Source organism: Catenisphaera adipataccumulans (assembly GCF_014202755.1).
Taxonomy (GTDB): domain Bacteria; phylum Bacillota_I; class Bacilli_A; order Erysipelotrichales; family Erysipelotrichaceae; genus Catenisphaera; species Catenisphaera adipataccumulans.
The window spans coordinates 1-25,505 of record NZ_JACHHK010000008.1 but is presented as its reverse complement, the minus strand read 5'-3'; the positions used below and the strand labels follow the sequence as shown (position 1 = coordinate 25,505).

The following is a 25,505-nucleotide window of genomic DNA, read 5'->3' as shown; positions in this document are numbered from 1 at the left end:
TGTATATTATCAGTGTAATAGTTGAACAATTATTCAATAGAGGAGGAACACCATGAAACGAGCCATGAAAATAGAAGTCGACTGTGCCAACTGCGCAGCAAAGATCGAAGATGCTGTTTCGAAGATCGACGGCGTTCATTCAGCACGTGTCAATTTTATGACCCAGAAATTGATCCTGGATGCTGACACGGATCGTTGGAACGATATTTTAGAAGAAGTTAAAAAAACGGGAAAGAAAGTTGATTCGGATTTTGAGCTCAATGCGTAATACAATGACCAAAAAACAGCAGAAAATGCTGAAGCGGATCATCCTTTCCGTCATCCTTTATGTCTGTGCTTTTTTTGCACCGAACGGAACGTGGAGCGAAGCCATTCTGTTTCTGGCCACTTATATCATCATTGCTTATGATGTCATCCTTCGGGCAGTCAAAAATATCGGACATGGACAGGTGTTTGATGAAAACTTCTTAATGGCGGTTGCCAGCATTGGGGCAATGTGTTTAAGCGCATTCTCTGAGGCGGTTGCCGTCATGTTGTTTTATCAAATCGGCGAATGGTTTCAGTCCTACGCCGTGGAACGTTCCCGTCGTTCCATCTCTGCGATGATGGATCTGCGTCCGGATCATGCCAACATTGAACGAGACGGCACGCTTGTCCAGGTCGATCCTTATGAAATTTCGGTCGGAGACCGTATTGTGGTCCAGCCAGGGGAAAAAGTACCGTTGGACGGCATTGTGACCGATGGTACATCTTCCCTGGATACTTCGGCGCTGACGGGTGAATCCGTGCCGCGGACGATCCGGGAAGGTGACCAGATCTACAGCGGCTGCATCAATCAGAGCGGTCTGCTGAAAGTGCAGGTAACCAAGGGATTTGATGACTCCACGGTGGCGAAGATCTTGGAACTCGTGGAAAATGCCAGCGACCGTAAAAGCAAGAGCGAAGACTTCATCACAAAATTTGCTCGTTATTATACACCAATTGTCGTGTTCAGTGCTTTGGCACTGGGCTTGATCCCGTCTTTGATCACCGGCCAGTGGCATACGTGGGTCTACCGGGCCCTGACGTTTTTGGTTATCTCTTGTCCGTGTGCGTTGGTGATCTCCGTCCCGTTAAGTTTCTTCGGCGGGATCGGTGCCGCAAGCAAGCATGGCATTTTGATCAAGGGATCCAACTATATGGAAACGTTGAGCGATGTGACCCGTATCGTATTTGATAAAACAGGGACCCTGACCAAAGGAACCTTCACCGTGACAGATGTACAGTCGGATCAATATGATCGTAAGACCTTCTTACATCTTCTGGCATTGGCGGAATCCCATTCCAGCCATCCAATTGCCAAGTCCATCTTAGAGGCAAACAAAGAACCCATCCATGAATCCGATGTCGATTCAGTGGAAGAAATTGCCGGTCATGGTGTCAAAGCAGTGATTGCCGGTCATACGTATGCTGTCGGCAATCAAAAACTGATGCAGCAGCTTGGCCTGAACGTTCCGGCTGGTACCGGTATGGGAACGATGGTTTATGCTGCCCAAGACGGCAGGTACATTGGATATGCGGAAATTGCTGATACGATCAAACCGGACTCCAAAGATGCGATCCAGGAAATGAAGGCAGCCGGCATAGCCAAAACCGTGATGTTAACGGGCGATTCACAAAGCGTTGCCGAAGCTGTCGCTGCCAATGTCGGTATTGATGAAGTCCATGCGCAGCTTCTGCCGGGGGATAAAGTGGATTGTCTGGAATCGATGATGACCAATGAAACAGAGGGAACGCTGGCTTTTGTCGGCGACGGCATCAATGATGCGCCGGTGCTGACGCGGGCCGATGTTGGAATTGCGATGGGCGCGCTGGGAAGCGATGCGGCCATTGAAGCGGCGGATGTTGTTTTGATGAATGATTCGCTGAAGGATATTCCCAAGGCGATCCACATCAGCAAGAAAACTTTAAAGATCGCCCGGCAGAACATTGTATTTGCGATCGGCGTGAAAGTGCTCGTGCTGATTTTAGGCGCACTGGGAATTGCCGGTATGTGGGCCGCAGTGTTTGCCGATTCCGGTGTTGCCTGCCTGTGTGTTTTGAACGCAATGTGGTGTTTGAAAGCATAGATTCATTTTCTTTGACAAGGCAGGCGGAACGGTCTATAATCGGTGTATCGATGTTGATAAGGATATGATTTCGAAAGCATCATGCAGAGAGAAGAGCGGCTGGTGAAAGCTTTTTGAAGTGCTGAGAAATTACTCCCTTTGAATCGCCCTCGAAAGAGTGTGCCGTATTCTTGCGTTAAAAGAAAATTGAGTGTATACAAAATTGTTTTGTATAAACAAAGGTGGTACCGCGTGCGACAGACGTCCTTTGATGTCTGTCGCTTTTTGTATATATAGGAGGAAAAATTATGAAACTAGTGGACTTTACGGAAGACGAACATTTGAAGACGCTGAATCATTCATGCGCGCATGTCATGGCGCAGGCCGTCAAGCATCTGTACCCGCAGGCGAAGTTCTGGGTCGGACCGGTCGTGCAGGAAGGATTCTACTATGATATCGATTTAGGGGATTATTCCCTGAAGGATGATGACCTGCCGAAGATCGAAAAAGAAATGAAGAAAATCTGCAAAGACGGCAAACGCATCGTCCGCCATGAAATTTCCAAAGAAGAAGCTTTGGAACAGTTCAAAGACGATCCATATAAATTGGACTTGATCAACCGCTTCCCGGATGGTACGCAGATTTCCATGTATACGCAGGGCGATTATACTGATCTGTGCCGCGGCCCGCATGTGGAAACCGTCAAACAATGCCGCAACTTTAAATTGATGAAACATTCTGGTGCTTACTGGAAGGGCGATAAAAACAATAAAATGCTGCAGCGGATCTACGGTGTCTGCTTTGATACGAAAGAAGATCTGGCAGAATACTTAGAAGCGCTGGAGGAAGCGAAGAAACGTGACCACAAGAAACTCGGCAGGGAAATGGGTTTGTTTACGATCACGGAATATGCCGCCGGCATGCCGATCTTTTTACCGAACGGCATGATCCTGCGCAATATCCTGGAACAGTACTGGCTGCAGGAGCATACGAAAGCCGGCTATAACATGATCAAGACTCCGATCATCATGTCCCGTGAACTATGGGAGACCAGCGGTCACTGGGAACATTATAAGGAAAATATGTATACGACCAAAGTAGACGGCCGGGATTATGCGATCAAGCCGATGAACTGCCCGGGCGCTCTGTTGGTGTACAACTCCTCGCTGCATTCGTATAAAGATCTGCCGTATCGTTTGGCTGAAATGGGACAGGTTCACCGTCATGAAGCCAGCGGGGCACTGAATGGTTTGTTCCGTGTCCGTACCTTCACGCAGGATGATGCCCACATCTTTATTACCGAAGATCAGCTGGCGGATGAAGTCAAACGCATCATTTCGCTGATCGACCGGATGTATTCCGTTTTTGGTTTAAGCTACAAGATCGAGCTCTCTACGCGTCCGGAAAAAGGATATATGGGGGAGATCGAAATGTGGGACCAGAGCGAAAAAGCCTTGGCCGATGCCTGCAAGGCAGCCGGAAAAGATTTTGATATCAACCCGGGCGACGGCGCATTCTACGGACCGAAGCTGGACTTCCACATTCAGGATAGTTTAGGACGAGTATGGCAGTGCGGTACGATCCAGCTGGATATCAACTTACCGGCACGCTTTGGCTGCACGTATGTCGATAAAGACGGTCAAAAGAAAATGCCGCTGATGCTGCACCGTGTTGTGTACGGTTCTATTGAACGTTTCATCGGTATTCTGATCGAGCACTTCGGCGGTCACTTCCCGCTGTGGCTGGCACCGCATCAGATCGTGGTGATCCCGGTCCATCAGGGAAAACATCTGGCTTATGCCCAGAAAGTCAAGGAGACGCTGGAAGCTTCCGGTCTGCGTGTCGATCTGGATGACCGCAATGAGAAACTGGGTTATCGTGTCCGTGAAGCACAGATGCAGAAGGTGCCGTATCAAATCGTTGTCGGTGACGGCGAAGAGGAGAACGGTACGGTCACGATCCGCCGCAGCGGTTCCCGTCAGAGCGAAACGCTGAAACTGGATGATGCTGCACGTCGTTTTGTCAATGAAGTCGACACCAAGGCTTTGTTTGAGATCAACGAGTAAATTTGAACTGCCTGAAAGGGCAGTTTTTATTTTTTTTACTTTTTTTAGCAAACCTGTTGCATAAGTGCTAAAAATGTGTATAATGTATTTAGCAGTTGAAAGTAAGAAGTGCTAAACAAGGAGGAATGATGTTATGTTGAAACCTTTACATGACTATGTATTACTGAAAAAAGAAAAAGAAGAAGAAAAGACGACCGCCAGCGGCATTATCCTGACGACCAGTAAGGAGCCTAGCAAACTGGCTGTTGTGGAAGCTGTCGGATCCGGTGTGAAAGATGCCGGATACAAAGCCGGCGATCGTGTTTTGTTTAAAGAATATGCCGGGACAAATGTAAAAATCGGCGATGACGAATTTATCGTGATCAAAGATGAAGATGTCATTGCGGTAGCTGAGTAATCGAAGGAGGAACTGAATATGGCTAAGGAAGTACGCTTTTCAAAAGATGCACGTGAATCGATGATGAAGGGTGTCGACACATTGGCTGACGCCGTTCGTGTTACATTAGGTCCGAAAGGACGCAACGTCGTATTGGAAAGAGAATATGGCTCACCGCTGATCACCAATGATGGTGTCAGCATCGCAAAAGAAATCGAACTGGAAGATAAGTTCGAAAACATGGGCGCTAAATTGGTATATGAAGTTGCCAACAAGACCAACGATACCGCTGGTGACGGTACGACGACCGCTACGATCTTGGCCCAAAGCATGATCGAAAACGGTCTGCGTCAGGTTGACCGCGGTGCGAATCCGGTTTTGATGCGTGAAGGTATCGAAAAGGCCTCTAAAGCAGTTTCCGATTATATTTTGGAACACTCTCACAAAGTAGACAGCAGCAAGGATATTGCGGATGTTGCAACGATTTCTTCCGGTGATGAGGAAATCGGTAAGATCATTGCGGAAGCCATGGAAAAGGTCGGCCGTGACGGTGTCATTTCAACCGATGATTCCAACGGTTTTGAAACCTTCTTGGAAATCAGTGAAGGTATGCAGTATGACAAAGGCTATATTTCTCCTTATATGGTAAGTGACCGCGAAAAGATGGAAGCCGTTCTGGAAAACGCTTATGTCATGGTCACAGATCAGAAGATCAACAACATTCAGGAGATCCTGCCGCTGCTGGAGCAGATCGTACAGTCGAACCGTGCATTGTTGATCATTGCGGATGATTTGGAAAACGAAGTCACTTCGACATTGGCATTGAACAAACTGCGCGGTACATTCAACGTGGTCGCAACCAAAGCGCCGGGCTTCGGTGACAACCAGAAGGCACAGCTGGAAGATATTGCGGTTATGACAGGTGCTAAATTCTATTCAAAGGATCTGGGCATGCAGCTGAAAGATATGACGCTGGATGACTTAGGACAGGTTAAGAAAATCGTTGTAACGAAGGATAACACGACGATGATCGGCGGTGCCGGAAGCAAGGCAGAAATCGCTGACCGTATCAAAGAAATCGAAGCGCAGATGGAAAATACGAAGAGCGAATACGATAAGAAACGTATGAACGAGCGTCTGGGCAAATTGTCCAATGGTGTTGCCATCATCAAAGTCGGTGCAGCAACGGAAACAGAATTGAAGGAAAAGAAACTGCGCATCGAGGATGCCTTGAACTCGACGCGTGCAGCCGTCAGCGAAGGTATCGTCGTGGGCGGCGGCGCCTGCCTGGTAAATGCTTTTATGGCATTGAAAGACACGGTAAAATCGGATGTTGTCGATGTGCAGAAAGGTATCAAGATCGTCTTTGATTCCTTGCTGACTCCGATCGAACAGATCGCTGAGAATGCCGGATTCAACGGTGAAGATATCGTTGAAACGCAGAAGGAGCAGAAAGAAAATATTGGTTTCGATGCGAAGAAGGGCGAATGGGTAGATATGTACAAGAATGGTATTATCGACCCGGCAAAAGTTACGCGTAACGCTTTGCTGAATGCCTCGAGTATTTCTGCACTGTTCCTGACGACAGAAGCAGGCGTGGCAAAGATCCCGGAAGATGAACCGGCAGCAAACCCTGCTGCAATGGCCGGCCAGGGCATGTATTAATAGATGAATGAATCACCGCAACTGCGGTGATTTTTTTTGCGTATCAGAAAACAATTCACTATAATGAAACACGGTGATATAAATGAAAACAATATGGATCGCAACCGGAAACCCGAATAAAGCCGAAGAATTCCAGAACATGTTCGGTGATCAGGTCCAGGTAAAAAGCATGAAAGATTTAAAAGAACCCATCGAAATTATTGAAAATGGGACGACATTTGAAGCCAATGCGCTGATCAAAGCCAGAGCCTTGTACAACGTGCTGCATGAACCCGTCATCAGCGATGATTCGGGACTGGAGGTCGATGCCATGGACGGCGGTCCAGGCGTCTACTCAGCGCGTTTTATGGGCGAGGATACCAGTTATACGATCAAGAATCAGGCCATCATGGATGCAGTCAAAGGGAAGACCCGCAGTGCACGGTATGTATGCGTGATCGCTTATATTGATGAAAACGGCCATGAATCGACCTATCGTGCGACCTGTGAAGGCCAGATCAACGATCAAGCCGTCGGTACCAATGGATTCGGCTATGATCCGATCTTCTATTATCCGCCGTTTCAAACAACCTTGGCCAATGTCAGCGAAGCAAAGAAAAACACTATCAGTCATCGGGCCAAAGCGCTGCAGATGTTCATGGCGGATAAAGGAGCTGAGCTCTTATGATCCATGTCGTATTGTATGAACCGGAAATCCCGGGCAATACCGGGAATATCATCCGGACCTGCATGGCTACGTGTTCGAAGCTGCATCTAATCGAGCCGCTGGGATTTTTACTGGACGAGAAACATTTACGTCGGGCCGGCATGGATTATATTAAAGAAACCGATATTGAGATTCATCCAAACTGGGAAGATTTTGTCAATAAAAATCCAGCTGATCACTATTACTGCATGACGCGTTATGGTAAGAAAGCTCCCAGTGAATTTGACTTTACCAAAGAGCAAGGGGATATTTACTTGATCTTAGGCAAAGAGAGCACCGGCATCGATAAGCACATTCTCAAGCAGCATATGGATACGTGCATGCGGCTGCCGATGAAAGCGGATGCCCGCAGTCTGAATTTATCCAACTGTGCAGCGATCGTTGTTTACGAAGTGCTGCGTCAGCTGGATTATCCGAATTTATCCAGGACAGAGCAATTAAAAGGTCCGGATTTTTTGGAAAATTATCCAGACGAATAATACGATCAAAATTTTGTACAGCAGTATATAGAAACATTCTATATTGGGAAAGCGTTCTGGAAGAAATAGTTATAAAAAAGGAATAATCTGTCAATTTGCAGTTTGCCTATAACACTACTGCTGATTTTTTAAAGAATTCTTAAATTTTTATAATTTTCGAAAATATCACATATTATTCCATAATTTATTTTAATTTCCTTTAAATAAAGGGAACCATTTTTAAGAAAAAATTCATTTAGACATCTTCTGTCACCTTTAAAACCCGCCAAAATTTGCGTTCATTTCTGAATCATGGTATTTTTTTAGCAGTTCGAGAGGTGAAAAGATGAAATTTGTAGAAAAACATAACAAATTATTAGCTATGGCGTTATGTGCTGCAGCAGCAGCTCCGGTCGCTTCTACTATTCAGGCTTACGAATTGAAACCAGGATGGCATGAAGACGGAGACAACCGCTATTACATCCTTAAATCCAACCGACAAGAAGCAACAGGATTAACTGAAATCAATGATAAGTTATATTATTTTGATAATGACGGAGATATGCAGTTTGGATGGCAGACAGTCGGCGGTACGAAGTATTACTTCACTGATGACGGAACGGCTGCAACTGGCACGACAAAGGTAAACGGAAAGAAATACAACTTCCGGAAGGCCGGCAAGTTATTAACAGGATGGTCGAAAGACGGTTCTTCCTATTATGATGAGCAGGGCTTTAAGAAAACCAATACATGGATGACCATCGATGGTGTGACCTATCATTTTGATGCCGACGGCAACAAGCAGATCGGCTGGCAGACCATTGACGGTGCTACGTATTATTTTGATGCTGACGGTAAAATGATGACCGGAAAGCAGACGATCGAAGGCGCTACTTATTATTTAGGCACAGACGGCAAGAAGACGACCGGCTGGCAGGATGTCGACGGCGTTACGTATTATTTTGATGCCGACGGCAAAATGATGAGCGGATGGCAGACGATCGACGGTGCTGTCTATTACTTCAATGCGGACGGTCAATTACTGACGGGCGTACAGGAAATCGACGGTCAGACCTATAATTTAGGCAGTGACGGCGTACTGCGTACCGGCTGGATCGCTGCAGAGACCGGAACTTATTATTATGATCAGTACGGTAATGTGGTAACCGGTCAGCAGACGATCGATGGTGCAACATACTTCTTTGATGAAACCGGCGCTCTGATCACGAATCAGGAAAACTACAATGGTTATTCCATTGATGCCAATGGTGTCGCTACATTGATCCCGGTTGTTGAAACAACAACTGCGGACACGACGACTGCCGATACAACAGCGACTGCAGCAACAGAGACAACTGCTGTTGATACGACAGCCACTGTAGATACGACCGCTGCAGCAACAACCGATACAACGGCTGCAATCGATACAACGGCGGCAGCAACGACAACGGATACAACTGCTGCAACAGATACGACGGCTGCAACGACGACAGATACGACCGCCGCAGCAACGGATACCACAACAACCGATACAACAACGACGACGGCAGACACGACAGCCGCAAATACGACGACGACAACCGATACGACAACGGCTGCAGATACGTCGACAACGACGACATCCACAACCACTTCAACGGATACGTCGAAGTCTTCATTGATTGCCGCTGCTGCATTGGCACAAGTCGGTGTCAATCAGGACTGCACGATGCTGGTAACCAATTCATTGAAAGCTGCCGGAATTTACTTCCATGGCTGGCCGGAAGATTACCTGTCTTTGGGTACTGTAACTTCGAATCCAGTTCCAGGTGATATTATTGTTTATTCCGGACACGTAGCTGTATACATTGGAAATGGGCAAGCTGTACACGGCGGCTGGAACGGAACGACAACTGTTATTTATTCAGTTAACTGTTCAAATACACTCATTGCTTACGTTCATATTTCGTAATCACAAGAAGGCTTCGGCCTTCTTTTTTTATGCCGATTCGTTATAATAAGGTGGGTGAGAAAATGAAAATCAAACAAACGACGCAATTTGTCGATAATAGTATTTCCGTTCGTACAGTGATCCCATTTGAACGAAAAACGATCACCAGTGTGAATTTGTTGGTCTACATGATGAAAGCGCAGACCGAGGCATTTCCCGATAAGCAGGCGCTGGCCTTGGCTTTAAACAATGCGTATGGACTGCGCAGTTCTTTTCGGGTCAGCGCATACGGCCGGCAAATCGTTTTTGAATGCCGGTTTCAGTATATTCGTTCACAGTGGATCCAATCGAGAGACTATCTCAAGGAAGTGATCACGATCATGGATCAGATCATGAATCATTCCGTCTTTAATGAAGAAAGCCTGCAGGAAGCAAAATATCTTTATCGGACACGGATCATCCAACAAATGGATGATCCGGCAGCCTATTCCGTGACCCAGGCAATGGAGATCATTGATCTGCCGCATAATATCCGTTTACGAGTACAGGGCTATCCGGAGGATCTGGATCGGATCACTTTGCAGGATATGGAACAATTGGATGCCTTGGTAAAAAGCCTGCCGCATCATGTGTATGTTGTCGGGCAGCCGGAACCGCCGGTGCTGCAGTATTTAGGATCGATCGATTCAGATGCCGAACTGCAGGCGGACTATGAAGCTGTCTGCAGTGATCGTTTTTTTACGAAAACGCAGCAGCGCGATATTGCCCAGACAAATATGACCTTGGTCTATCAGGATCAGATTACGGCCGATACACCGTTGTATTTTCCGATGATCATCACCAATGCGGTCCTGGGGGCCGGACCTAACAGTTTGTTGTTTGAAGAGATCCGTGAAAAGCGCAGCTATTGCTACAGCGTGCATTCGACCATGATCCGTTTCGACGGCGCGGTCGTGATTCATTTAGGTACACGAAAAAAATACATACAAGATGTCTTGTCTCTGGTTGAGGAGCAAATCCGCAGGATCTCAGAGCAGGACTATGAAGACCGCCTGCTGGAAGTTTCCAAAAGCGATTATATTGACGGTATCATCACGGCACAAGATCATCCATTCAGCATCACGGAACAGATGTTTTTAGATGAACTGCTGCATCGTCAGCAGACGTTGTCTGACCGCATCGAAAAGATCCGAAACGTGACCAAGGCGGATGTCAGTACCTGTGCCAAGCACATGAAATTATTATCTGCATTTTATTTGGAGGAAGAAACGGATGAAGAATGAACTGAATGTAAAGCAGGAAACATTGCCCAATGGCTGTCAGGTCATTTTAGTCAGAAAACCGGGCTTTCATAAATCACTCGGCATGCTGGCGACACAGGCCGGCGGTTTTGATATCAAGCAGACCCTCAATGGGCAGCCGATCACATATCCAAGCGGGTGTGCGCATTTTCTGGAACATCAGATGTTCCATTATAAAGGCGGCGACGTGACGGACCGCTTTGCGGCACTGCAGGCGCAGACCAACGCTTTTACCTCGTTCAACGAGACAGCTTATTATTTTCAGACAACATCCGACGTGAAAAAACCGATCGATTTATTGTTTGACTTTGTCGAACACCTCGAAATCACACCGCAGACCGTTGCCAAAGAAAAAGGCATTATCCTCAGTGAGTACGACATGTACAAGGAAAATGTCGAACAACGTTTGATGAAAGAGACTTGGCGCTCAATGTATAAAAATCATCCGCTGCGTACCGATATTTTAGGCAGCCGGGAAGATATTCAGAATATGACCGTTGAACAACTTTCCCGTTTTTATCGAAATAACTATGATCCGAGCCGCTTGATTTTTATTGGCATCACCGGTAAAGAAACAGCACCATTGCTGACGTATGTCCGCGAAAATCAGTCTGCCGTGCCATCGCACTTACCGGGTCGGATCGAACGTCTGATCGATCCGGAACCTGCAGAGGTCGTCCGGCCGTACTATGAAGATCAGATGGATATTCGTATTCCGTTTGTTGCGGTGGGCTATAAATTGCCTGTTGAACCGGATGAGAAGAAGAATGTCCGCATGGATGCTGCGGTGCAGATGTATTTGGATACATGGATGAGTCCGCTGAATCCAGAGTACCAAACATGGCTGGACCGCCGCATCCTGACCTCAGCCGCCGGCGCAGAGTGTGAATTTTCAAAAGATCATGCTTTCTTGTTCTTCTTTGCACAGACACAGGAAGTCGATGCATTTATAAAAATTGTCGAAGGAATCATTGAGGATATGAAGACAAAACCATTGGATGAAGCGGCTTTTCGATCGCTGCGTTCGATGGGAATTGCTTCCAATATCCGCAGTACTGATCATTATGAAAGTTTGGCCCTGGACTGGATCCGGGTGAAAACCGACCATGTGTCGTTCTGGGAAAATCTGAATGTCTTGAAGACGATGACAAAGACGGAAGCGGAAGAAATCGTTCATGGATTGAATTATGATCAAAAATGCGTGACGGTGATGCGTCCGAAAAAGTAACGATTTAACCTAAATCATCTGAATGAATAGAAAACTACCGAATTACATTCTCTGATTGATAAAAAAATAAGCCATTTACATAGAATAGCTCATTTGAGAAAGACCTGCGCTTTTTTTACAATAGCACCGAAGGCAGGTGATGAAGATGAGCAAAAGCTTATACCGGAGGTAGCAATGAATGTATTTTGTGTAGTCGGCAAGATCCAAGCCTTGCCCGAATTAAAAGAAACACCGTCAGGATTAAAAACCACGAGCGTATTATTAAAAGTACAGCGCGCGTATCCGAACAGTGAAGGAATCTATGAAAGCGATTTTTTCAATATTGAAGTGTGGCGCGGACTCGCCGAGACGTTATGCGATACCTGCACCGTAGATACCGTATTGGCTGTCAAAGGCCGATTGGCTTCACGCATCTACCAAAAAGAAGATCGTACGTTTTACAACTACGTGATGGTTGCGGAAAAAATCGATTTCGTGCACATTCCAAAAGCTGCATGAAAAAAAGCGAACCTTTGTAGGTTCGCTTTTTTCTTAACGATTGTAGTACTCAACAACCAACAGTTCGTTGATTTCCTGAACAGTGAACAATTCACTGCGCTCCGGATAACGAACGTAAGTTCCTTTTTTGTTGTCTTTGTCGACTTCGACAAATGCAACCTGTGAAGTAGCGGCTTCCAATGCTTCATTGATGACTGCTAAGTTTTTGGAACGTTCGCGGACTTCCAAAACTTGTCCCGGTTTTACTTGGAAGCTCGGGATGTCGACTTTCTTGCCGTCGACCATGATGTGTCCGTGGTTGACCAGCTGACGTGCAGCGCGGCGGGTACGGGCAAATCCCATACGGTATACCAGGTTGTCCAGACGGGACTCCAACATGATCAGGAAGTTCTCACCGGAAGCGCCGGCTTTCTTGCTGGCTTTCTTATATGTGTTGACGAATTGTTTCTCGCTCAGCTGATACGTGTGGCGGATCCGCTGCTTTTCCTGCAACTGTAAACCGTAGTTTGTTAATTTCTGACGGCGGTTGTTGCCGTGTTGGCCTGGGGCATAGTTACGACGGGATAATTCCTGTCCTGTTTCCAGAACGGAGAAACCCAAACGACGTGACTTCTTCCAGACACTGCCTGTGTTTCTTGACATTTCTTTTCCTCCTATTGTCTTTTGCAAAACAATAGCAAAACAAATCACCCGCTGCGGTGTTGCAGAAGATACTTTCTGCTACCAGCTTCTAGTTACTCGTATCGCCTGAAGCCTGCAACGCCTTTCAGCAAGCTTTGTTTGCTGCTATGATTCACGCTTTACAATCATACCAAATCCCTTTATCAAAATCAAGAAAAGAATCGACGATCGAATATTCGTATGCTTGAGTTTCGTGCGATATCGATTATAATAGAACTACTGATAAAAAGTTTTAGGGGGGATCCGGGAATGCATACGTTTGTACAGGAAAATGCAGCTGTCGTGATTTTGATTTGTATTGCCGTTTTAATTTTGATCGTGGTTTGGTTAAGCAACACATATATTAATGTAAAACGGATGAACACACGGTTCCATGATCTGAAAATGCGGGTCAAAGAATTAAGCCAGAATCCAATGCGCAAACATTACAAGAAATTGAAGGAAATTGATGATGACGATGTACGCAGCTGGCTGAAAGAAGATGTCACGCCGCGTTATAAGACTTGTGTCGAAGATATTCATGCCTGCAGGGAAATGCGCAGTCATATTGAAAAGCTAGCCGGTGAAATGGAATACAAAAAAGCCATGCCGGAGATGGATGCACTGGAAGAGAAAATTGATCAAACCGCAAAGCGCATCCGTATTGTGAACAGCTCACTGGATTCAACAGAACAGAAATATGAAAAGAAAAAGGCACAAAAGCCGATGTTTGAGCCGGAAGTGACGCAGGAAATGGTCGAGCAGCGTCCGAAACTCTCGCGTCGGGCCCGCCGCGCTAAATATTATGAATAACAAGTGCAAGCGGAGACAAGTTTTGATATAATGACAATGATTTAAGGAGGCACGTTCATGGGTTTCGGACAAGATGTAATTTATATATATATTTGTATTGCCGTATTGGTGCTGATCCTGGTTTTGATTCTGACCGGTCGCATCCATCAAAAGAAAGCGGCCGAACGAATGGAAGAATTAAAAAAGGATATTGATGAATTAAGCAGCAACTCACTGGAGTACAAGTATAATAAAGCGTCTGCCTTTTCTAAGTCCAATACGGACATTATGGATAAAGTAAACGAAATCACACCTCAATATAAAAAGTGCTTTGAAGGCATCGAAGCCTGCAAAAAAGAACAGGCGGATACGGAAGCGCAATTGAAGCACGGAAAATATAAAAAGAATATGGAAGCGATGGATCATCTGGAAGTCAGTGTGCAGGAAACGGATGAACGGATCCGTTTGGTCGGCAAGACACTGGATCGGATCCTTGAGAAGGAAACCAAGACCCGTGAATTTGCGAATGCGCTGAAAGAACGTTTCCGCAATGTAAAAACAGTCTATACGGATAATCGTATGTCGTTCTATACATCAAAGATCTATTTTGATTCCCGTCTGCAGGAAATCGAGAATGATTTCAGCGGATTTGAAGAATGGATGAATGCCAGCGAATTTGATAAAGCACGTGAAGAAGGCGAAAAGATCGCCCATGAAGTCGATATTCTTAGTTCGCAGATTGCGGCATGTCCGGGATTGTATGGAAAAGCGAAAGCCATCATTCCGCAGGCGATGACTGAGGTCATGGAGCATGTCGAAGAGTCCGAAGCCGATGGAATCAACTTTGATTATATAAACGTGGAAAATCGTCTGAACGAAAACAAAGAAGCACTGGATCTGGCCATCAAGAAACTGGATGCCGGAAGCATTGCTGCCGCAAACGATGATCTGAATGAAATTGCGGATGAAGTTCTGAAGCTGCAGGATGAAATTGCCAAAGAACAGAATGCGGTAAAAGAAATCAACGAAGGATTCAGCAGCGATATTGAAACGATCAAAGAAACAGAAACCGAACTGCAGGAAATCAAGACATTGTATGCAGGGGTCAAAGATCGGTTTGGTCTGGAAGATTGGTCACAGCGCTTTACTTTATCGGATGAACAAATTGTCGATTTAAAGGAAGCGGCTGATTTGATCAATAATCAGCTGAAAAAGAAAGACCTGCCGCGTGTCGATATCATCAATTATTATCATGAATTTCATGAAGATACCCAAGGTTTCCGTCAGCAGATCCAGGAAATGAAGCAGCGGCTGGTCGGTGCCAGCAGCGACGAGGAACGCGCAAAGAAACAGTTGGTAAAACTAGAATTGATCTTAAACGAAGTTCGTTTGAATGCCGCGACCCATCAGCTGCCGAATGTATCCAGCCAGTTTGAAAAAGATATCAAACAAGGTGAACGTCTGATCCAGCGGGTACAGGTCGTACTGTCCCATTCGCCGCTGGATGTGAAGTCGCTGAATGCAGATCTGCAGGATGCGATCGACTTTGTGTATAAACTCTATAACAACGCGAAGAACCTGATTGGTGTGGCGGTCATGGTGGAAAATGCGATTGTCTTCGGCAATCGGTTCCGCAGCTCGTATCCGTCCATGGATTCGGATCTGACCCGCGCGGAGCTTTGCTTCCAGAATGGGGAGTATACCCGTGCGCTGAAGATTGCCATTCAGGCGATTGAAAATGTCCATCCGGGAGTTTACGAAAAATTGATTGCCCGTAAAGACCCGGCAGTCATGAATCAGGACTGATCATGATTTATTTTGATAACTCATCTACGACCTCTGTACGCCCAGAGGTCCTTCATGTTTATGAACAGGTGCTGGAAACTGTCTGCGGCAATCCGGACAGTCTGCACCAGGCCGGACGCAAAGCCAGGACATTGATGGAAGAAAGCCGGAAGAATATTGCCCGTCTGCTGGGCGTCAAGCCTTCGGAAATCATTTTTACCGGCTGTGCCAGCGAATCAAACACGATGGCGATCATCGGTTATGCATTGGCGAATATAAACCGCGGCCGTCATATCCTTGTAAGCAATGCGGAGCATCCCTCCGTACGGCATGCCGCCGAAGCCTTGGCAGAACTTGATTTCGACGTCGAATTTCTGCCCATCAATGATCAGGGAATTGTGACCCCGGAGTGTGTCCGGCAGCACATGAAAACGGATACCATCTTGGTTTCCTGCATGCATGTAAACAATGAAATGGGGGCAATCAATCCAATCGGAGAAATTGCGGATGTGGTCCATACCCATCCGACCTGTGTTTTCCATGCCGACTGTGTCCAAAGCTTTTCCAAGATCGACGTTCCGTTTGATCGTCTGGATATGGCAACCATTTCAGCCCATAAGATCCATGGTCTGAAGGGCAGCGGCCTGTTGATGAAAAAACAAAAGCTGAAAATGGTGCCGATCATACAGGGCGGTCAGCAGGAAAACGGTCTGCGGGGCGGCACATCCAACGCACCGGCAAACATCGCGTTGGCCAAGACGATTCGTTTGGCATTGGAAGAACAAAAAGAAACCTATCGCAAGATTGAACAGATCAATCAGTATCTGCGGAGAGAACTTGCGAAAATTCCCGGTGCGATGATCAATTCGCCGGCTGACGCACTGCCGTATATTCTGAATATTGGTTTCGATCAAATGACCAGCGAAGTGCTATTAAACGCGCTGGATGCCAAAGGAATCTGTGTCTCGGCGAAAAGCACATGCTCTTCTCATTCTGCGAATGAAAGTGAAGTCCTCAAAGCAATGGGAAAATCAAAAAAAGCAAGCACACATATGATCCGTTTGTCATTTGGCAAGGACAATACGATGGATGAAGCAGTTCAATTCATAAAAACGGTAAAGGAGATCTTAAACGCTTATGGATTATCGTTATGATCATATTTTGATTCGTTACGGCGAGTTGAGTCTGAAAGGAAAAAACCGCAGTAACTTTATTAAACAATTGTATGACAATGTCCGGCATGCGCTGCACGGTTTTCCGACGCTGGAATTTGAAAAGCAGCACGACCGTATGTATATTTATCTGCACGATGAAGATTGTGATGCGGTCAGTGATGTGCTTGCCGGCGTTTTTGGCATTTCTTCATTTTCACCGGCGGTCAAAGTTGAACCGGAAATCGAGACCATCGTACAGACATGTTTTCAAATGATGAAAACACAGAAGCCGGGAACGTTCAAAGTGGCAGCACGGCGCAGTGATAAACAATTTCCGTATATCAGCGATCAGATCAACCGGATGGTCGCTGGAAAAATTCTAAAGAATACGGACTGGAAAGTCGATGTGCATCATCCGGATGTAAAGATCGTCGTGGAGGTGCATCAAGAGGCTGCCTATATCATGACGGAACGTCGGCAGGGAGCCGGCGGCTATCCGGTCGGGGTCGGCGGCAAGGCAATGGTCTGCCTGAGCGGCGGCATTGATTCGCCGGTGGCTGCCTATCTGATGATGAAACGCGGCGTACGGATCGAGTGTGTACATTTTGCTGCACCGCCGTATACTTCGGAAAATGCCAAAGAAAAAGTATTAACGCTGGCGCGGATGATCAGCGGTTATCAAGGTGATATTTTGGTGCATGTCGTGCCGTTTACCGATTTGCAGCTGGCCATCTATCAGCACGCGGATGAAAGTTATGCGATCACATTGATGCGCCGTATGATGATGCGGATCGCACAAGGATTGGCGGAGAAGCGAAACTGCCAGGTCATTGCGACCGGCGAATCCATCGGTCAGGTCGCCAGCCAGACGTTACAAAGCATGCAGACGATCAATGCGGTGACGACGATGCCGATCATCCGGCCGCTGGTGTGCATGGATAAAGTAGAGATCATTGATCTGGCCCGTGCCATTGGTACCTATGATACATCGATCTTACCATATGAAGACTGCTGTACCATTTTTGATCCCAAAAATCCGGCGACCAAGCCGAAGATCGAACGCTGTGAAAAATATGAAGCGCGCTGGGACTGGCAGTCGATGGTGCAGACATGCATTGATGAATGCGAAGATATCCGTGTACAGGTACAGGAAGAAGAGACAAACTTATTTTAACAGGAGAGACACGTTCTCCTGTTTTTGTTTGTGCTATACTGTTGATATGTTTCGATGTCCAATATGCGGCGGGAAGCTGCTTCATCAAAATCGTACTTTTGTATGTGCTAATCATCATACCTTTGATCAGGCAAAAGAAGGATATGTCAATTTGTCGCGTAAGCAGAAAAAAGATCAAGGTGATAATAAGCAAATGGTCCGTGCCCGAACGGCTTTTTTAGAAAAAGGATACTATGACTTTTTACGTCAGTACTTAATGAGCGCCGTTTCCGATTTATCGTTGAACACAGTTCTGGATGCCGGCTGCGGACAAGGATACTATACTGGTGCGATTGGTTCCTGCGTCAAAACCATGGCAGCGGTGGATCTCAGTAAGTATGCCGTCGCTTATGCTTCCCGCCATGATCCGCATACATCTTATGCGGTGGCAAGCATCTTTGCGCTGCCCTTTTATGACGGGACCTTTGACGGCGTCTTGTCGACGTTTGTGCCGCCGGCACCGGAGGAAATCCATCGCGTATTGAAGCCAGGCGGATATTGGATCATGACCGAACCGGGACCGCGCCATTGTCTGGAACTAAAACAACTATTGTATGAAACAGTCATTGAAAATCCATCTCCAGCCAATCAGCGGGACGGTTATCTGTTGATCCGGCAGGAATGCATTCGTCAGCGGGAACATGTGGAAGATTTAATGAATCTGCTGGATATGACCCCATATCGTTATAAGAGCCCGAAAGCCGGGATCGAACGCGTGCGGCAGCAGAAAGAAAGCGATGTAACATTTGAATTTATGGTGAGTATATGGAAAAAAATATAATTGTACATATCAAAAAATGGGGAATCAACGGTGAGGGAATTGCGTTCATGAAACGAAAACCAGTCTTTGTACCGGGTGCCATTCCCGGAGAAACTGCAGAAATACAAATCATCGAAACCAAGCCTCGCTATCAAAAAGCAGAGCTGATCCGCATCCTTGAATCCGTGCCGGCCAGACGGTATCCCCTGTGCCCGCATCAGAAAGAGTGCGGCGGCTGTGCATTGATGCATGTTCGTTATAAAAATCAATGTCGGATGAAGGAACAAATCTTGAAAGAAGCACTGCATAAATATGCCGGCTACAAAGGACGCATCGATCCGATCGTAAAAAATTCAGAGCCGCTGAATTATCGTAATGCGTGCAAACTGCCGGTCCGCAAAGTGAACGGACGATGGCAGTCGGGGATGTATGCGCCTGATACCAATCGTTTCTGCGCCGTTGACCGCTGTTATGTGCACGATAAAGATCTTGAATTGGTCCGCCAGCAGATCACGGAAATCTTCGATCGATATCCAATTCCTGAAATCAAGACCTTGGTTTTAAAATCGTTTGATCACCACGTTCAGGTGATCGTCGTGACGGGGAAAACCAAGATCGCCAAAGCGTGGATCGATGCCGTCTCGCATCTCGAGCCGGTCGTTTCCATTTGGCAAAGTATAAAAACCGATTCTTCCATTGATCCTTTTGGAAGCGAGATGATCCATCTCTATGGACAGAAAGAGATGACGGTACATCTGAATGACATCACGTGCAGCCTGCTGCCGCGTTCGTTCTTTCAGCTCAATACGGAACAGGCCTTACGTTTATATCAGACAGCAGCCGAATGGACGCCGCAGAGCCGATGCATTGTCGAAGCATACAGCGGTATCGGAGCGATCAGTTTGTTCGTCCGCGGCAAAGGGAAGGAAATCATTGGGATCGAATCCATTCCGGATGCGGTGGAAAATGCCAATGCGAATGCCAAACGAAACGGATGTGATCATATTCATTTTCTTTGCGGCGACGCAGCGGAGAAACTGAAAGAAATCCATCAAACCATCGATACGCTGATCGTGGACCCGCCGCGCAGCGGCTTGTCCGATACGATGCTCACTGCGATTCGTGAACAAGCACCAGCCACGATTTTATATATTTCCTGCAACCCGAGCACGTTAGCGAAAAATATTTCAAAATTAAGTCAGCAGTACCAGATCGAGCGGGTGCGGCCTTTTGATTTATTTTCGCAGACACCGCATGTGGAGACCATTTGTCTGCTGACGCGTGCAGAGGACCGATAGTAATAAAAGATTTTAATTAGTTACAGGATCAAAGATTACTTCATAAGTTTGATGTTTGCCGGATTTTTCATGAAAAATGTAAATACCGATTTGATAAATATTGTGTGCGGAATAAAACGGAAACAATTTAAAGATAAAATTGGAATTTTTAGTTAGGAGGAGCAATGAAAAAGAGGACTGAAATATTGATTGAAGCAGAGAGCTTCAAACAGTATGGCGGATGGATTTTGGAATCACAGTTTGTCGATGAAATGGGCTCGGCTTATCTATTGGCTCATGGAATTGGTGAACCGGTCGAAGATGCAGTCACGGTAGTGGACATACCGGCAACAGGGGAATACCGGCTTTGGGCCCGCACAAAAGACTGGGTTCCGGACGCACATCCTGGAACGTTTCAGATCCTGGCGGACGGCAAACCGGTGGATAAGATCTTTGGCGCCAGCGGCAAAGGCTGGAGCTGGGAGCTTGCGGAACATGTGATATTGCCGGCAGGAAAAGTCAAAATTTCACTGCATGATCTGACTGGTTTTGAAGGACGCTGCGATGCCATTTATATCACAAATACGACAATCGTACCGATCGATCAGCCGGATCCGGCCGGCAGAAGATGGCGGGAAAGACTGCTGCAGATTCCGGAAGAGCCGGAGAAAATGGATGAATATGATGTGATCGTGGTCGGCGGCGGAATTCCTGGATGTTGCGCCGCATACACCGCTGCAGCTTCCGGATGCCGTGTTGCTTTGCTTCATGAGATGGCCTATCTTGGCGGAAATGCGAGTGCGGAGGTCGGGCTGACGCCGGAAGGGCGAACAGGCGGATTGGTCGATCGTCTTTCTGAACGTTTGGAAGACGGGGATATTGCGGCTGCCCGTATTCTGAATGAAACCGAAAACTGCGACGTTTTCCTGCTGGAGCATGTGTATAACACGCATCTGAATAATGGAAAAATTGTTTCTGTCGACAGTGTAAACGTAAAGACCAACCGAAAACATCGATTTTGCGGTAAGACATTCATCGACTGCAGCGGCCGGGCCATTCTTGGTGTACTGAGCGGTGCAGCGACACTGGAGGGTCAGGAAAGTAATTCGGATTTTAATGAGAGCCTGGCGCCGCAGAAGGCTGATGATATGCATCATGGGGATACCGTCCTTTTCCGTACGGAAATGCAGAAGGAACCAGTCGAATTTCCGGATGTCCCTTGGGCAGTTAAAGTTGCGAAAGATTATTCGGATCTGAGCGGTCAGATCGGCCGTGTCACTTGTCTTTGCGGCAGAGGCCCCTATGAGAATTTGCCGGGTCCCTATGTCGGCCCAGTGAAACTTCGTCCGTTAAGAAGGCCGGACGGCGGCTGGGATCATGCGATGAATTTGCCAAAGTCGCATTTCTGGGAATATGGACAGTGGCTGGATCCGTATATGTGCAAAGAAGAAATCCGTGATCATCTGTTTTGTGCGATCATCGGAACTTATGTCAATGTTCGGAAGAAAAATCCGGAGAAATACAGTTGTCTGAAGCTGGTGCACCTTGGAAATGTTCTGGCAACCGGTGCTTTCCGCAATTATCTGGGGGATTATATCCTTACGGAAAATGACATTCGCGAACATACAGAGTTTCCGGATGCAGTCGTAGAAAATGCCGGCGCCTTCTGCCTGCATTATCCGGGAAATAAAAAGTACGATTTCCGTCTTGGTAATTGGAAGTGGGTTGAACGGGACTTTAAGCCTTACATGGTGCCTTTCCGTTGTTTATATGCAGCGGATATAGAGAATCTCCTTTGTGCCGGAAAGCATATCAGTGCGACACATATTGCCAGTTCAACAGTGAAACTGATCGGCAACGGCGGTCATCATGGTGTGGTGACCGGTATCGCTGCATCACTCTGTGTGAAGTACGGCATCTCGCCTCGTGAACTGGGACAGAAGCACTTCGCTGAATTGAAGGCTGCTATTGAGCCGTTTGGTGAATATGATCCGAAATAGAAAAAAGAATAAACAACGCTTTACACATTTATTAAAGCCCGCAAGGGCTTTTTCTTATGCGGCAAACAAATGACCAATCAAATAAGCTGTGCCGCATACGAGGATGAAAGGCAAAAAAGCAGCGATAAGGCCGGCTGACAATAAAATCGTCAATGAAACCGGCCAAAGTGCCACGGCCAGAATGATGAGCAGGATCTTGATCAAGCCCCAGCTTAAGCGCAGGATCAAACCAATCAGTCGAATGAACAGCCATAGGGCAATCAAAAAACAAATCAACTCAAGCATGATATTCTCCTTTCGATTTTTATCAGTTTATCATATTTAAAGAAACAAATGCAGCCGTTCTCGATTCGGCTGTATGATACAATGTAGGCAGCCATAGAAAGAAGGGAGTTCTATGCATTCATCTTGGTCAGGTGCACATCAAATTGTATTTGGACAAATATTATTGATCGTGTGCTGCATTTTTTATTTGATCTGGTGGAGCGTATCTTATCGTCCGGGGGAAACAGTCAGCCGCATCGGCGGAGCACGCGGGATCTTGCTTTTGATCACTGCGGCTTCGGGTGTGATCGGGGCACTGGTAAATATGAATGGGATCCGTCTGGCGCCGGCAGCTGCAGAACATTGGAACGGTACGGTCATCAATATTGCCGGACTTGCCAGTTATTTTATCCTGCTGCTGATCACGTATGCCGGCTTCAAGCGACCCGTGACGACCGAACTTGTACTGATTACCGGATGGACCGTTCTGCAGCTGCAGACGATCAACGCATTAAATGCATATGGTGTGCTGTCGGAATATTCATTCGGACGTCTGATCGTTGTGATCGCTGCCGCAAGTATTCTTAGTCTGGTCTTATACATCTTGTATTATCGCATGAAGCCATGGCCGGCATACTATTTGGCGATGGTTCCTTTGATTTCAGAAGCTGCGGCAATGGCCGTTACAATTTTATCGATACGGTTTGCCTAGAAAGGATTTGAAATGATCAAGATCACAACACTGATGGATGATGTATCCTCGCACCAAACCGCACTGCAGGCAGCGCATGGGTTATCATACTTGGTTGAACTGGCAAACTTCCGTTTCATATTTGACTGCGGTCCAGATTCGAAAACCTGGCAGAATGCCGCACAATTGGGAAGTAATTTAGACCATATCGATGCGGTCGTACTCAGTCATGATCATTTTGATCATGCCGGCGGTTATCGTTCTCTGATTGAAAAGAAACATTGCGTTCCGGTCCTTTATACCGGCTCTGGTTTCTTTTACAAGAAGTATCGGCAGGAAGGGATAAAATACACAGATCTATCCGGTGGATTTGGACCTTCTTTCATTTCAAAGCATGGAATTGAATATCACGAGGTACAAAGTACAGAAAAAATAGCAGAGGGAGTTGAACTGGTAAGCGGATTTTCGCGTTCGGTACCGTTTGAAAAGATCCCGGACTGTTATGTTCGGCAAACCGCACAAGGGCTTGTTCCTGATGACTTTTCTGATGAGATCTGTGCTGTGCTGCACAGTCCGAAAGGCATGATCGTGCTGGTCGGCTGTGCGCATCCAGGCATTGTCAACATGATAGGAACGATCAAAGACCGTTTTCAAGAACCGGTTTATGCGATATTCGGCGGCATTCATTTAAAAGCTGCTGCTGATGCACAAATCAAGCAGACTGCCGCATTTCTGAAAGCCGCCGGTATACAGATCTTCGGATTCAGTCACTGTACGGGAACAAAAGCCGAACAATATTTGGATCAGGATCCGCATATTCAGCACTGCCATCTGGCAGTTGGTGACTGTGTTTTTCTCTCGTAAAGGATTGGACTTATGGTCGATCGGATAGATATCCGTACCAAGGCAGCGGCGTATCTTTCAGCAGCTTGTATCCGGAACGCAGCAGCGGTATATACATGGCAACCATGATCAAATATACGATGATCGACATCATATTATATTGATGATCAGAGGTGCCGATATAGGAGTATTCGACATTGGTATGATAGATCGTGAAACTAAGCAAGGCCATAAAGTCATTTAACATATGGATCAAAATGGCATTCCATATATTTTGTGTGCGGATATAAACAGCGCCGATGAAAAAACCGACTTCCGTCATTGCAACGACTTTCAAGAGACCTAGTATTGCCTGATCGGCAGAAGTGACCGCACCGGATAAAAAGGAAGACAGAACATGTATGATCCCGAAACAAACAGAAGAAAGGATCAAACTAAGCAGCAGGCCTTTCCATGTTTTTCCATGTTTCGCTAAGAAACCATTCAGAAGAAGACTGCGGAAAACACTTTCTTCAAAGATGCCGACAAACAGCACAAACAACATCAGCACTGGAATACGCACCAGCCAGTCTGAACGCAGCGTTCCATGACCGGTCGGCATCAGACTGCAGATACAGATGAAAAACGTGATCCCTAAATAGTAACGTGCTGCATGCATGGCCTGCCTCCTGCCGGATACAGAAAACTTCATTTCCTGACGGCCGCCTAGAAGAAGGATCACACCGCATGAAATCAATGCCATCAGTCCTTCAGTGCCGACTGAGATGCCGTCAATCGAAAGCACCGGCAGAAAATGAAATAGAATCATCAGAAGCGTGGCCGCCAAACTCACAGATATAACTGGATATCGCCGAGCCATTTTTTGAATTCGATTCATATTGATCTTCCTTTCACACCTATTATATAAGAAGTGATTCATTTTATGATAGAATAAGACCATGGAATTGTTGATCAAAGAGGACTGGATGAAGATCTTCCATGAGATCTTATCACCAGAAGATATTGTATGTGTACAGTGTGAAAATGACAAACCTGGCTTTGATTTTCAAATGGTTTTACGCTGCATACAAGAAATCGTTGAAAACAATGGCTGCATGATGGTACCGTTGTTTACGCTTCAAACGTTGGATCCAGCCTGCCGGGGCATCGATGCCGATCGGTGGGAAGCCAGCCGGCGTCAAATCACTGGATTTGATAAAAAACAAACAATAACAGGCTGTGCAGAATCCTGTATGCTTTTTTTATCCGGAGTCAAACGTACGCGTCATCCCGTGTATAGTTTCGGTTACTCAGGCACATTGCCTGAAGCAATGCCAGTACAAAATTTTCCGACTGTGCTGCCGCCAGGAGCGAAGTTTATTTACCTTGGAACTCATCCAGAGCGTTCGTTGGCAGTGGATCAGGATGCCTTTCAAAAAAGTATAGGTACGATTGTTGTGCAGCGGGCAAAGATAAAGTGGGGCAAACAAATTCGTTTCCGTAGTTTTGTGCACTTTCAGTTAAGCAATTCCGACCGAATGTTTTGTTTCAAAGAATGTGATGCGCAAAAACTACGAAAAGGATTGTATTTTTTCAAATAAATAGAAATGCAGAAAGCGAATAAATATTCGCTTTTTTATCTTGGAAGGACATTGAATAAAAGTTTTCATTTTTTCAAAAAAAGTAGTTGACTGAAGGGGAAGAGTTTGATAATATAAATGAGCGCTCGCAAGAGGGCGCGGAACGATCTTTGAAAACCGAATAGATATACA

Annotated in this window: 24 protein-coding genes and 1 other annotated feature; of the genes, 21 read left to right on the top strand and 3 right to left on the bottom strand. The window is 46.3% G+C overall.

Features of this window, described 5'->3' with window-relative positions:
* The first annotated feature begins 52 nt into the window (after positions 1–52).
* The 11 genes from HNQ47_RS08940 (at position 53) to HNQ47_RS08890 (ending at position 12,315) form a co-directional block, all read left to right on the top strand.
* Positions 53–268: a cation transporter gene (locus HNQ47_RS08940; RefSeq protein WP_183329060.1), complete on the top strand. Its 216-nt coding sequence runs from the start codon at positions 53–55 to the stop codon at positions 266–268.
* Complete coding sequence (locus HNQ47_RS08935) at positions 261–2,108, top strand: heavy metal translocating P-type ATPase (RefSeq protein ID WP_484482994.1); 1,848 nt, start codon at positions 261–263, stop codon at positions 2,106–2,108. The genes HNQ47_RS08940 and HNQ47_RS08935 overlap by 8 nt, the downstream gene beginning before the upstream one ends.
* Before the next feature lie 44 nt (positions 2,109–2,152).
* Positions 2,153–2,359: a binding site (T-box leader), on the top strand.
* Positions 2,360–2,395: 36 nt separating this feature from the next.
* The gene (gene thrS / locus HNQ47_RS08930; RefSeq protein WP_183329059.1) at positions 2,396–4,153 is read left to right on the top strand and encodes a threonine--tRNA ligase; all 1,758 of its coding nucleotides are present in this window, start codon (positions 2,396–2,398) and stop codon (positions 4,151–4,153) included.
* 133 nt (positions 4,154–4,286) lie between these two features.
* Positions 4,287–4,550, top strand: a complete 264-nt coding sequence (locus HNQ47_RS08925) for a GroES family chaperonin (protein WP_183329058.1) — start codon at positions 4,287–4,289, stop codon at positions 4,548–4,550.
* A gap of 18 nt (positions 4,551–4,568) precedes the next feature.
* Positions 4,569–6,194 carry a chaperonin GroEL gene (gene groL, locus HNQ47_RS08920; RefSeq protein ID WP_183329057.1) on the top strand — a complete coding sequence of 542 codons (1,626 nt, stop codon included), beginning with the start codon at positions 4,569–4,571 and terminating at the stop codon, positions 6,192–6,194.
* Between the two features lie 82 nt (positions 6,195–6,276).
* A complete protein-coding gene (gene rdgB / locus HNQ47_RS08915; RefSeq protein WP_183329056.1) occupies positions 6,277–6,861 on the top strand; it encodes an RdgB/HAM1 family non-canonical purine NTP pyrophosphatase in 585 nt (194 codons plus the stop codon).
* A complete protein-coding gene (locus HNQ47_RS08910; protein WP_183329055.1) occupies positions 6,858–7,379 on the top strand; it encodes a tRNA (cytidine(34)-2'-O)-methyltransferase in 522 nt (173 codons plus the stop codon). Before rdgB ends, HNQ47_RS08910 begins: the two co-directional genes overlap by 4 nt.
* Positions 7,380–7,704: 325 nt before the next feature.
* Complete coding sequence (locus HNQ47_RS08905) at positions 7,705–9,309, top strand: NlpC/P60 family protein (protein WP_183329054.1); 1,605 nt, start codon at positions 7,705–7,707, stop codon at positions 9,307–9,309.
* A 62-nt stretch (positions 9,310–9,371) separates the two neighbouring features.
* A complete protein-coding gene (locus HNQ47_RS08900) occupies positions 9,372–10,571 on the top strand; it encodes a M16 family metallopeptidase (protein ID WP_183329053.1) in 1,200 nt (399 codons plus the stop codon).
* A complete protein-coding gene (gene yfmH, locus HNQ47_RS08895; protein ID WP_183329052.1) occupies positions 10,561–11,817 on the top strand; it encodes an EF-P 5-aminopentanol modification-associated protein YfmH in 1,257 nt (418 codons plus the stop codon). The genes HNQ47_RS08900 and yfmH overlap by 11 nt, the downstream gene beginning before the upstream one ends.
* A gap of 174 nt (positions 11,818–11,991) precedes the next feature.
* A complete protein-coding gene (locus tag HNQ47_RS08890) occupies positions 11,992–12,315 on the top strand; it encodes a single-stranded DNA-binding protein (RefSeq protein WP_183329051.1) in 324 nt (107 codons plus the stop codon).
* Between the two features lie 33 nt (positions 12,316–12,348).
* On the opposite strand, the gene rpsD is transcribed toward HNQ47_RS08890, so the two are convergent.
* The gene (gene rpsD, locus HNQ47_RS08885; RefSeq protein ID WP_183329050.1) at positions 12,349–12,957 is read right to left on the bottom strand and encodes a 30S ribosomal protein S4; all 609 of its coding nucleotides are present in this window, start codon (positions 12,955–12,957) and stop codon (positions 12,349–12,351) included.
* Positions 12,958–13,245: 288 nt separating this feature from the next.
* Between rpsD and HNQ47_RS08880 the strand changes: the two genes are divergently transcribed.
* The 7 genes from HNQ47_RS08880 (at position 13,246) to HNQ47_RS08850 (ending at position 21,956) form a co-directional block, all read left to right on the top strand.
* On the top strand, positions 13,246–13,788 hold the full coding sequence (locus HNQ47_RS08880) for a septation ring formation regulator EzrA (RefSeq protein ID WP_183329049.1): 543 nt from the start codon (positions 13,246–13,248) through the stop codon (positions 13,786–13,788).
* Positions 13,789–13,845: 57 nt separating this feature from the next.
* On the top strand, positions 13,846–15,573 hold the full coding sequence (locus HNQ47_RS08875; protein ID WP_183329048.1) for a septation ring formation regulator EzrA: 1,728 nt from the start codon (positions 13,846–13,848) through the stop codon (positions 15,571–15,573).
* 2 nt (positions 15,574–15,575) lie between these two features.
* A complete protein-coding gene (locus HNQ47_RS08870) occupies positions 15,576–16,706 on the top strand; it encodes a cysteine desulfurase family protein (protein WP_183329047.1) in 1,131 nt (376 codons plus the stop codon).
* The gene (thiI, locus tag HNQ47_RS08865; RefSeq protein WP_183329046.1) at positions 16,690–17,880 is read left to right on the top strand and encodes a tRNA uracil 4-sulfurtransferase ThiI; all 1,191 of its coding nucleotides are present in this window, start codon (positions 16,690–16,692) and stop codon (positions 17,878–17,880) included. The genes HNQ47_RS08870 and thiI overlap by 17 nt, the downstream gene beginning before the upstream one ends.
* Before the next feature lie 46 nt (positions 17,881–17,926).
* Positions 17,927–18,700 (top strand): methyltransferase domain-containing protein, encoded by a 774-nt coding sequence (locus HNQ47_RS08860; protein ID WP_183329045.1) that lies wholly within the window; start codon positions 17,927–17,929, stop codon positions 18,698–18,700.
* Entirely contained in the window at positions 18,685–19,977 is a 1,293-nt protein-coding gene (gene rlmD, locus HNQ47_RS08855; RefSeq protein WP_221248093.1) for a 23S rRNA (uracil(1939)-C(5))-methyltransferase RlmD, read from the top strand. The genes HNQ47_RS08860 and rlmD overlap by 16 nt, the downstream gene beginning before the upstream one ends.
* A gap of 164 nt (positions 19,978–20,141) precedes the next feature.
* On the top strand, positions 20,142–21,956 hold the full coding sequence (locus HNQ47_RS08850) for an FAD-dependent oxidoreductase (RefSeq protein WP_183329044.1): 1,815 nt from the start codon (positions 20,142–20,144) through the stop codon (positions 21,954–21,956).
* Between the two features lie 54 nt (positions 21,957–22,010).
* Here HNQ47_RS08850 and HNQ47_RS08845 read toward each other — a convergent pair whose 3' ends face one another.
* On the bottom strand, positions 22,011–22,241 hold the full coding sequence (locus HNQ47_RS08845; RefSeq protein WP_183329043.1) for a hypothetical protein: 231 nt from the start codon (positions 22,239–22,241) through the stop codon (positions 22,011–22,013).
* A gap of 112 nt (positions 22,242–22,353) precedes the next feature.
* Between HNQ47_RS08845 and HNQ47_RS08840 the strand changes: the two genes are divergently transcribed.
* Positions 22,354–22,932: a hypothetical protein gene (locus tag HNQ47_RS08840; protein ID WP_183329042.1), complete on the top strand. Its 579-nt coding sequence runs from the start codon at positions 22,354–22,356 to the stop codon at positions 22,930–22,932.
* A gap of 12 nt (positions 22,933–22,944) precedes the next feature.
* Positions 22,945–23,775, top strand: a complete 831-nt coding sequence (locus HNQ47_RS08835; RefSeq protein ID WP_183329041.1) for an MBL fold metallo-hydrolase — start codon at positions 22,945–22,947, stop codon at positions 23,773–23,775.
* A 10-nt stretch (positions 23,776–23,785) separates the two neighbouring features.
* Here the strand turns inward: HNQ47_RS08835 and HNQ47_RS08830 are convergent, their stop codons facing one another.
* Complete coding sequence (locus tag HNQ47_RS08830; protein WP_183329040.1) at positions 23,786–24,631, bottom strand: CPBP family intramembrane glutamic endopeptidase; 846 nt, start codon at positions 24,629–24,631, stop codon at positions 23,786–23,788.
* Positions 24,632–24,692: 61 nt separating this feature from the next.
* On the opposite strand from HNQ47_RS08830, the gene HNQ47_RS08825 reads away from it, so the two are divergent.
* Positions 24,693–25,334, top strand: a complete 642-nt coding sequence (locus tag HNQ47_RS08825; RefSeq protein WP_183329039.1) for an AAC(3) family N-acetyltransferase — start codon at positions 24,693–24,695, stop codon at positions 25,332–25,334.
* Positions 25,335–25,505 lie beyond the last annotated feature (171 nt).

Coding starts and splice junctions, on each gene's coding strand:
- HNQ47_RS08940 (WP_183329060.1), top strand. CDS start 53: ATGAAACGAGCCATGAAAATAGAAGTCGACTGTGCCAACTGCGCAGCA.
- HNQ47_RS08935 (WP_484482994.1), top strand. CDS start 261: ATGCGTAATACAATGACCAAAAAACAGCAGAAAATGCTGAAGCGGATC.
- thrS (WP_183329059.1), top strand. CDS start 2,396: ATGAAACTAGTGGACTTTACGGAAGACGAACATTTGAAGACGCTGAAT.
- HNQ47_RS08925 (WP_183329058.1), top strand. CDS start 4,287: ATGTTGAAACCTTTACATGACTATGTATTACTGAAAAAAGAAAAAGAA.
- groL (WP_183329057.1), top strand. CDS start 4,569: ATGGCTAAGGAAGTACGCTTTTCAAAAGATGCACGTGAATCGATGATG.
- rdgB (WP_183329056.1), top strand. CDS start 6,277: ATGAAAACAATATGGATCGCAACCGGAAACCCGAATAAAGCCGAAGAA.
- HNQ47_RS08910 (WP_183329055.1), top strand. CDS start 6,858: ATGATCCATGTCGTATTGTATGAACCGGAAATCCCGGGCAATACCGGG.
- HNQ47_RS08905 (WP_183329054.1), top strand. CDS start 7,705: ATGAAATTTGTAGAAAAACATAACAAATTATTAGCTATGGCGTTATGT.
- HNQ47_RS08900 (WP_183329053.1), top strand. CDS start 9,372: ATGAAAATCAAACAAACGACGCAATTTGTCGATAATAGTATTTCCGTT.
- yfmH (WP_183329052.1), top strand. CDS start 10,561: ATGAAGAATGAACTGAATGTAAAGCAGGAAACATTGCCCAATGGCTGT.
- HNQ47_RS08890 (WP_183329051.1), top strand. CDS start 11,992: ATGAATGTATTTTGTGTAGTCGGCAAGATCCAAGCCTTGCCCGAATTA.
- rpsD (WP_183329050.1), bottom strand. CDS start 12,957: ATGTCAAGAAACACAGGCAGTGTCTGGAAGAAGTCACGTCGTTTGGGT.
- HNQ47_RS08880 (WP_183329049.1), top strand. CDS start 13,246: ATGCATACGTTTGTACAGGAAAATGCAGCTGTCGTGATTTTGATTTGT.
- HNQ47_RS08875 (WP_183329048.1), top strand. CDS start 13,846: ATGGGTTTCGGACAAGATGTAATTTATATATATATTTGTATTGCCGTA.
- HNQ47_RS08870 (WP_183329047.1), top strand. CDS start 15,576: ATGATTTATTTTGATAACTCATCTACGACCTCTGTACGCCCAGAGGTC.
- thiI (WP_183329046.1), top strand. CDS start 16,690: ATGGATTATCGTTATGATCATATTTTGATTCGTTACGGCGAGTTGAGT.
- HNQ47_RS08860 (WP_183329045.1), top strand. CDS start 17,927: ATGTTTCGATGTCCAATATGCGGCGGGAAGCTGCTTCATCAAAATCGT.
- rlmD (WP_221248093.1), top strand. CDS start 18,685: ATGGAAAAAAATATAATTGTACATATCAAAAAATGGGGAATCAACGGT.
- HNQ47_RS08850 (WP_183329044.1), top strand. CDS start 20,142: ATGAAAAAGAGGACTGAAATATTGATTGAAGCAGAGAGCTTCAAACAG.
- HNQ47_RS08845 (WP_183329043.1), bottom strand. CDS start 22,241: ATGCTTGAGTTGATTTGTTTTTTGATTGCCCTATGGCTGTTCATTCGA.
- HNQ47_RS08840 (WP_183329042.1), top strand. CDS start 22,354: ATGCATTCATCTTGGTCAGGTGCACATCAAATTGTATTTGGACAAATA.
- HNQ47_RS08835 (WP_183329041.1), top strand. CDS start 22,945: ATGATCAAGATCACAACACTGATGGATGATGTATCCTCGCACCAAACC.
- HNQ47_RS08830 (WP_183329040.1), bottom strand. CDS start 24,631: ATGAATCGAATTCAAAAAATGGCTCGGCGATATCCAGTTATATCTGTG.
- HNQ47_RS08825 (WP_183329039.1), top strand. CDS start 24,693: ATGGAATTGTTGATCAAAGAGGACTGGATGAAGATCTTCCATGAGATC.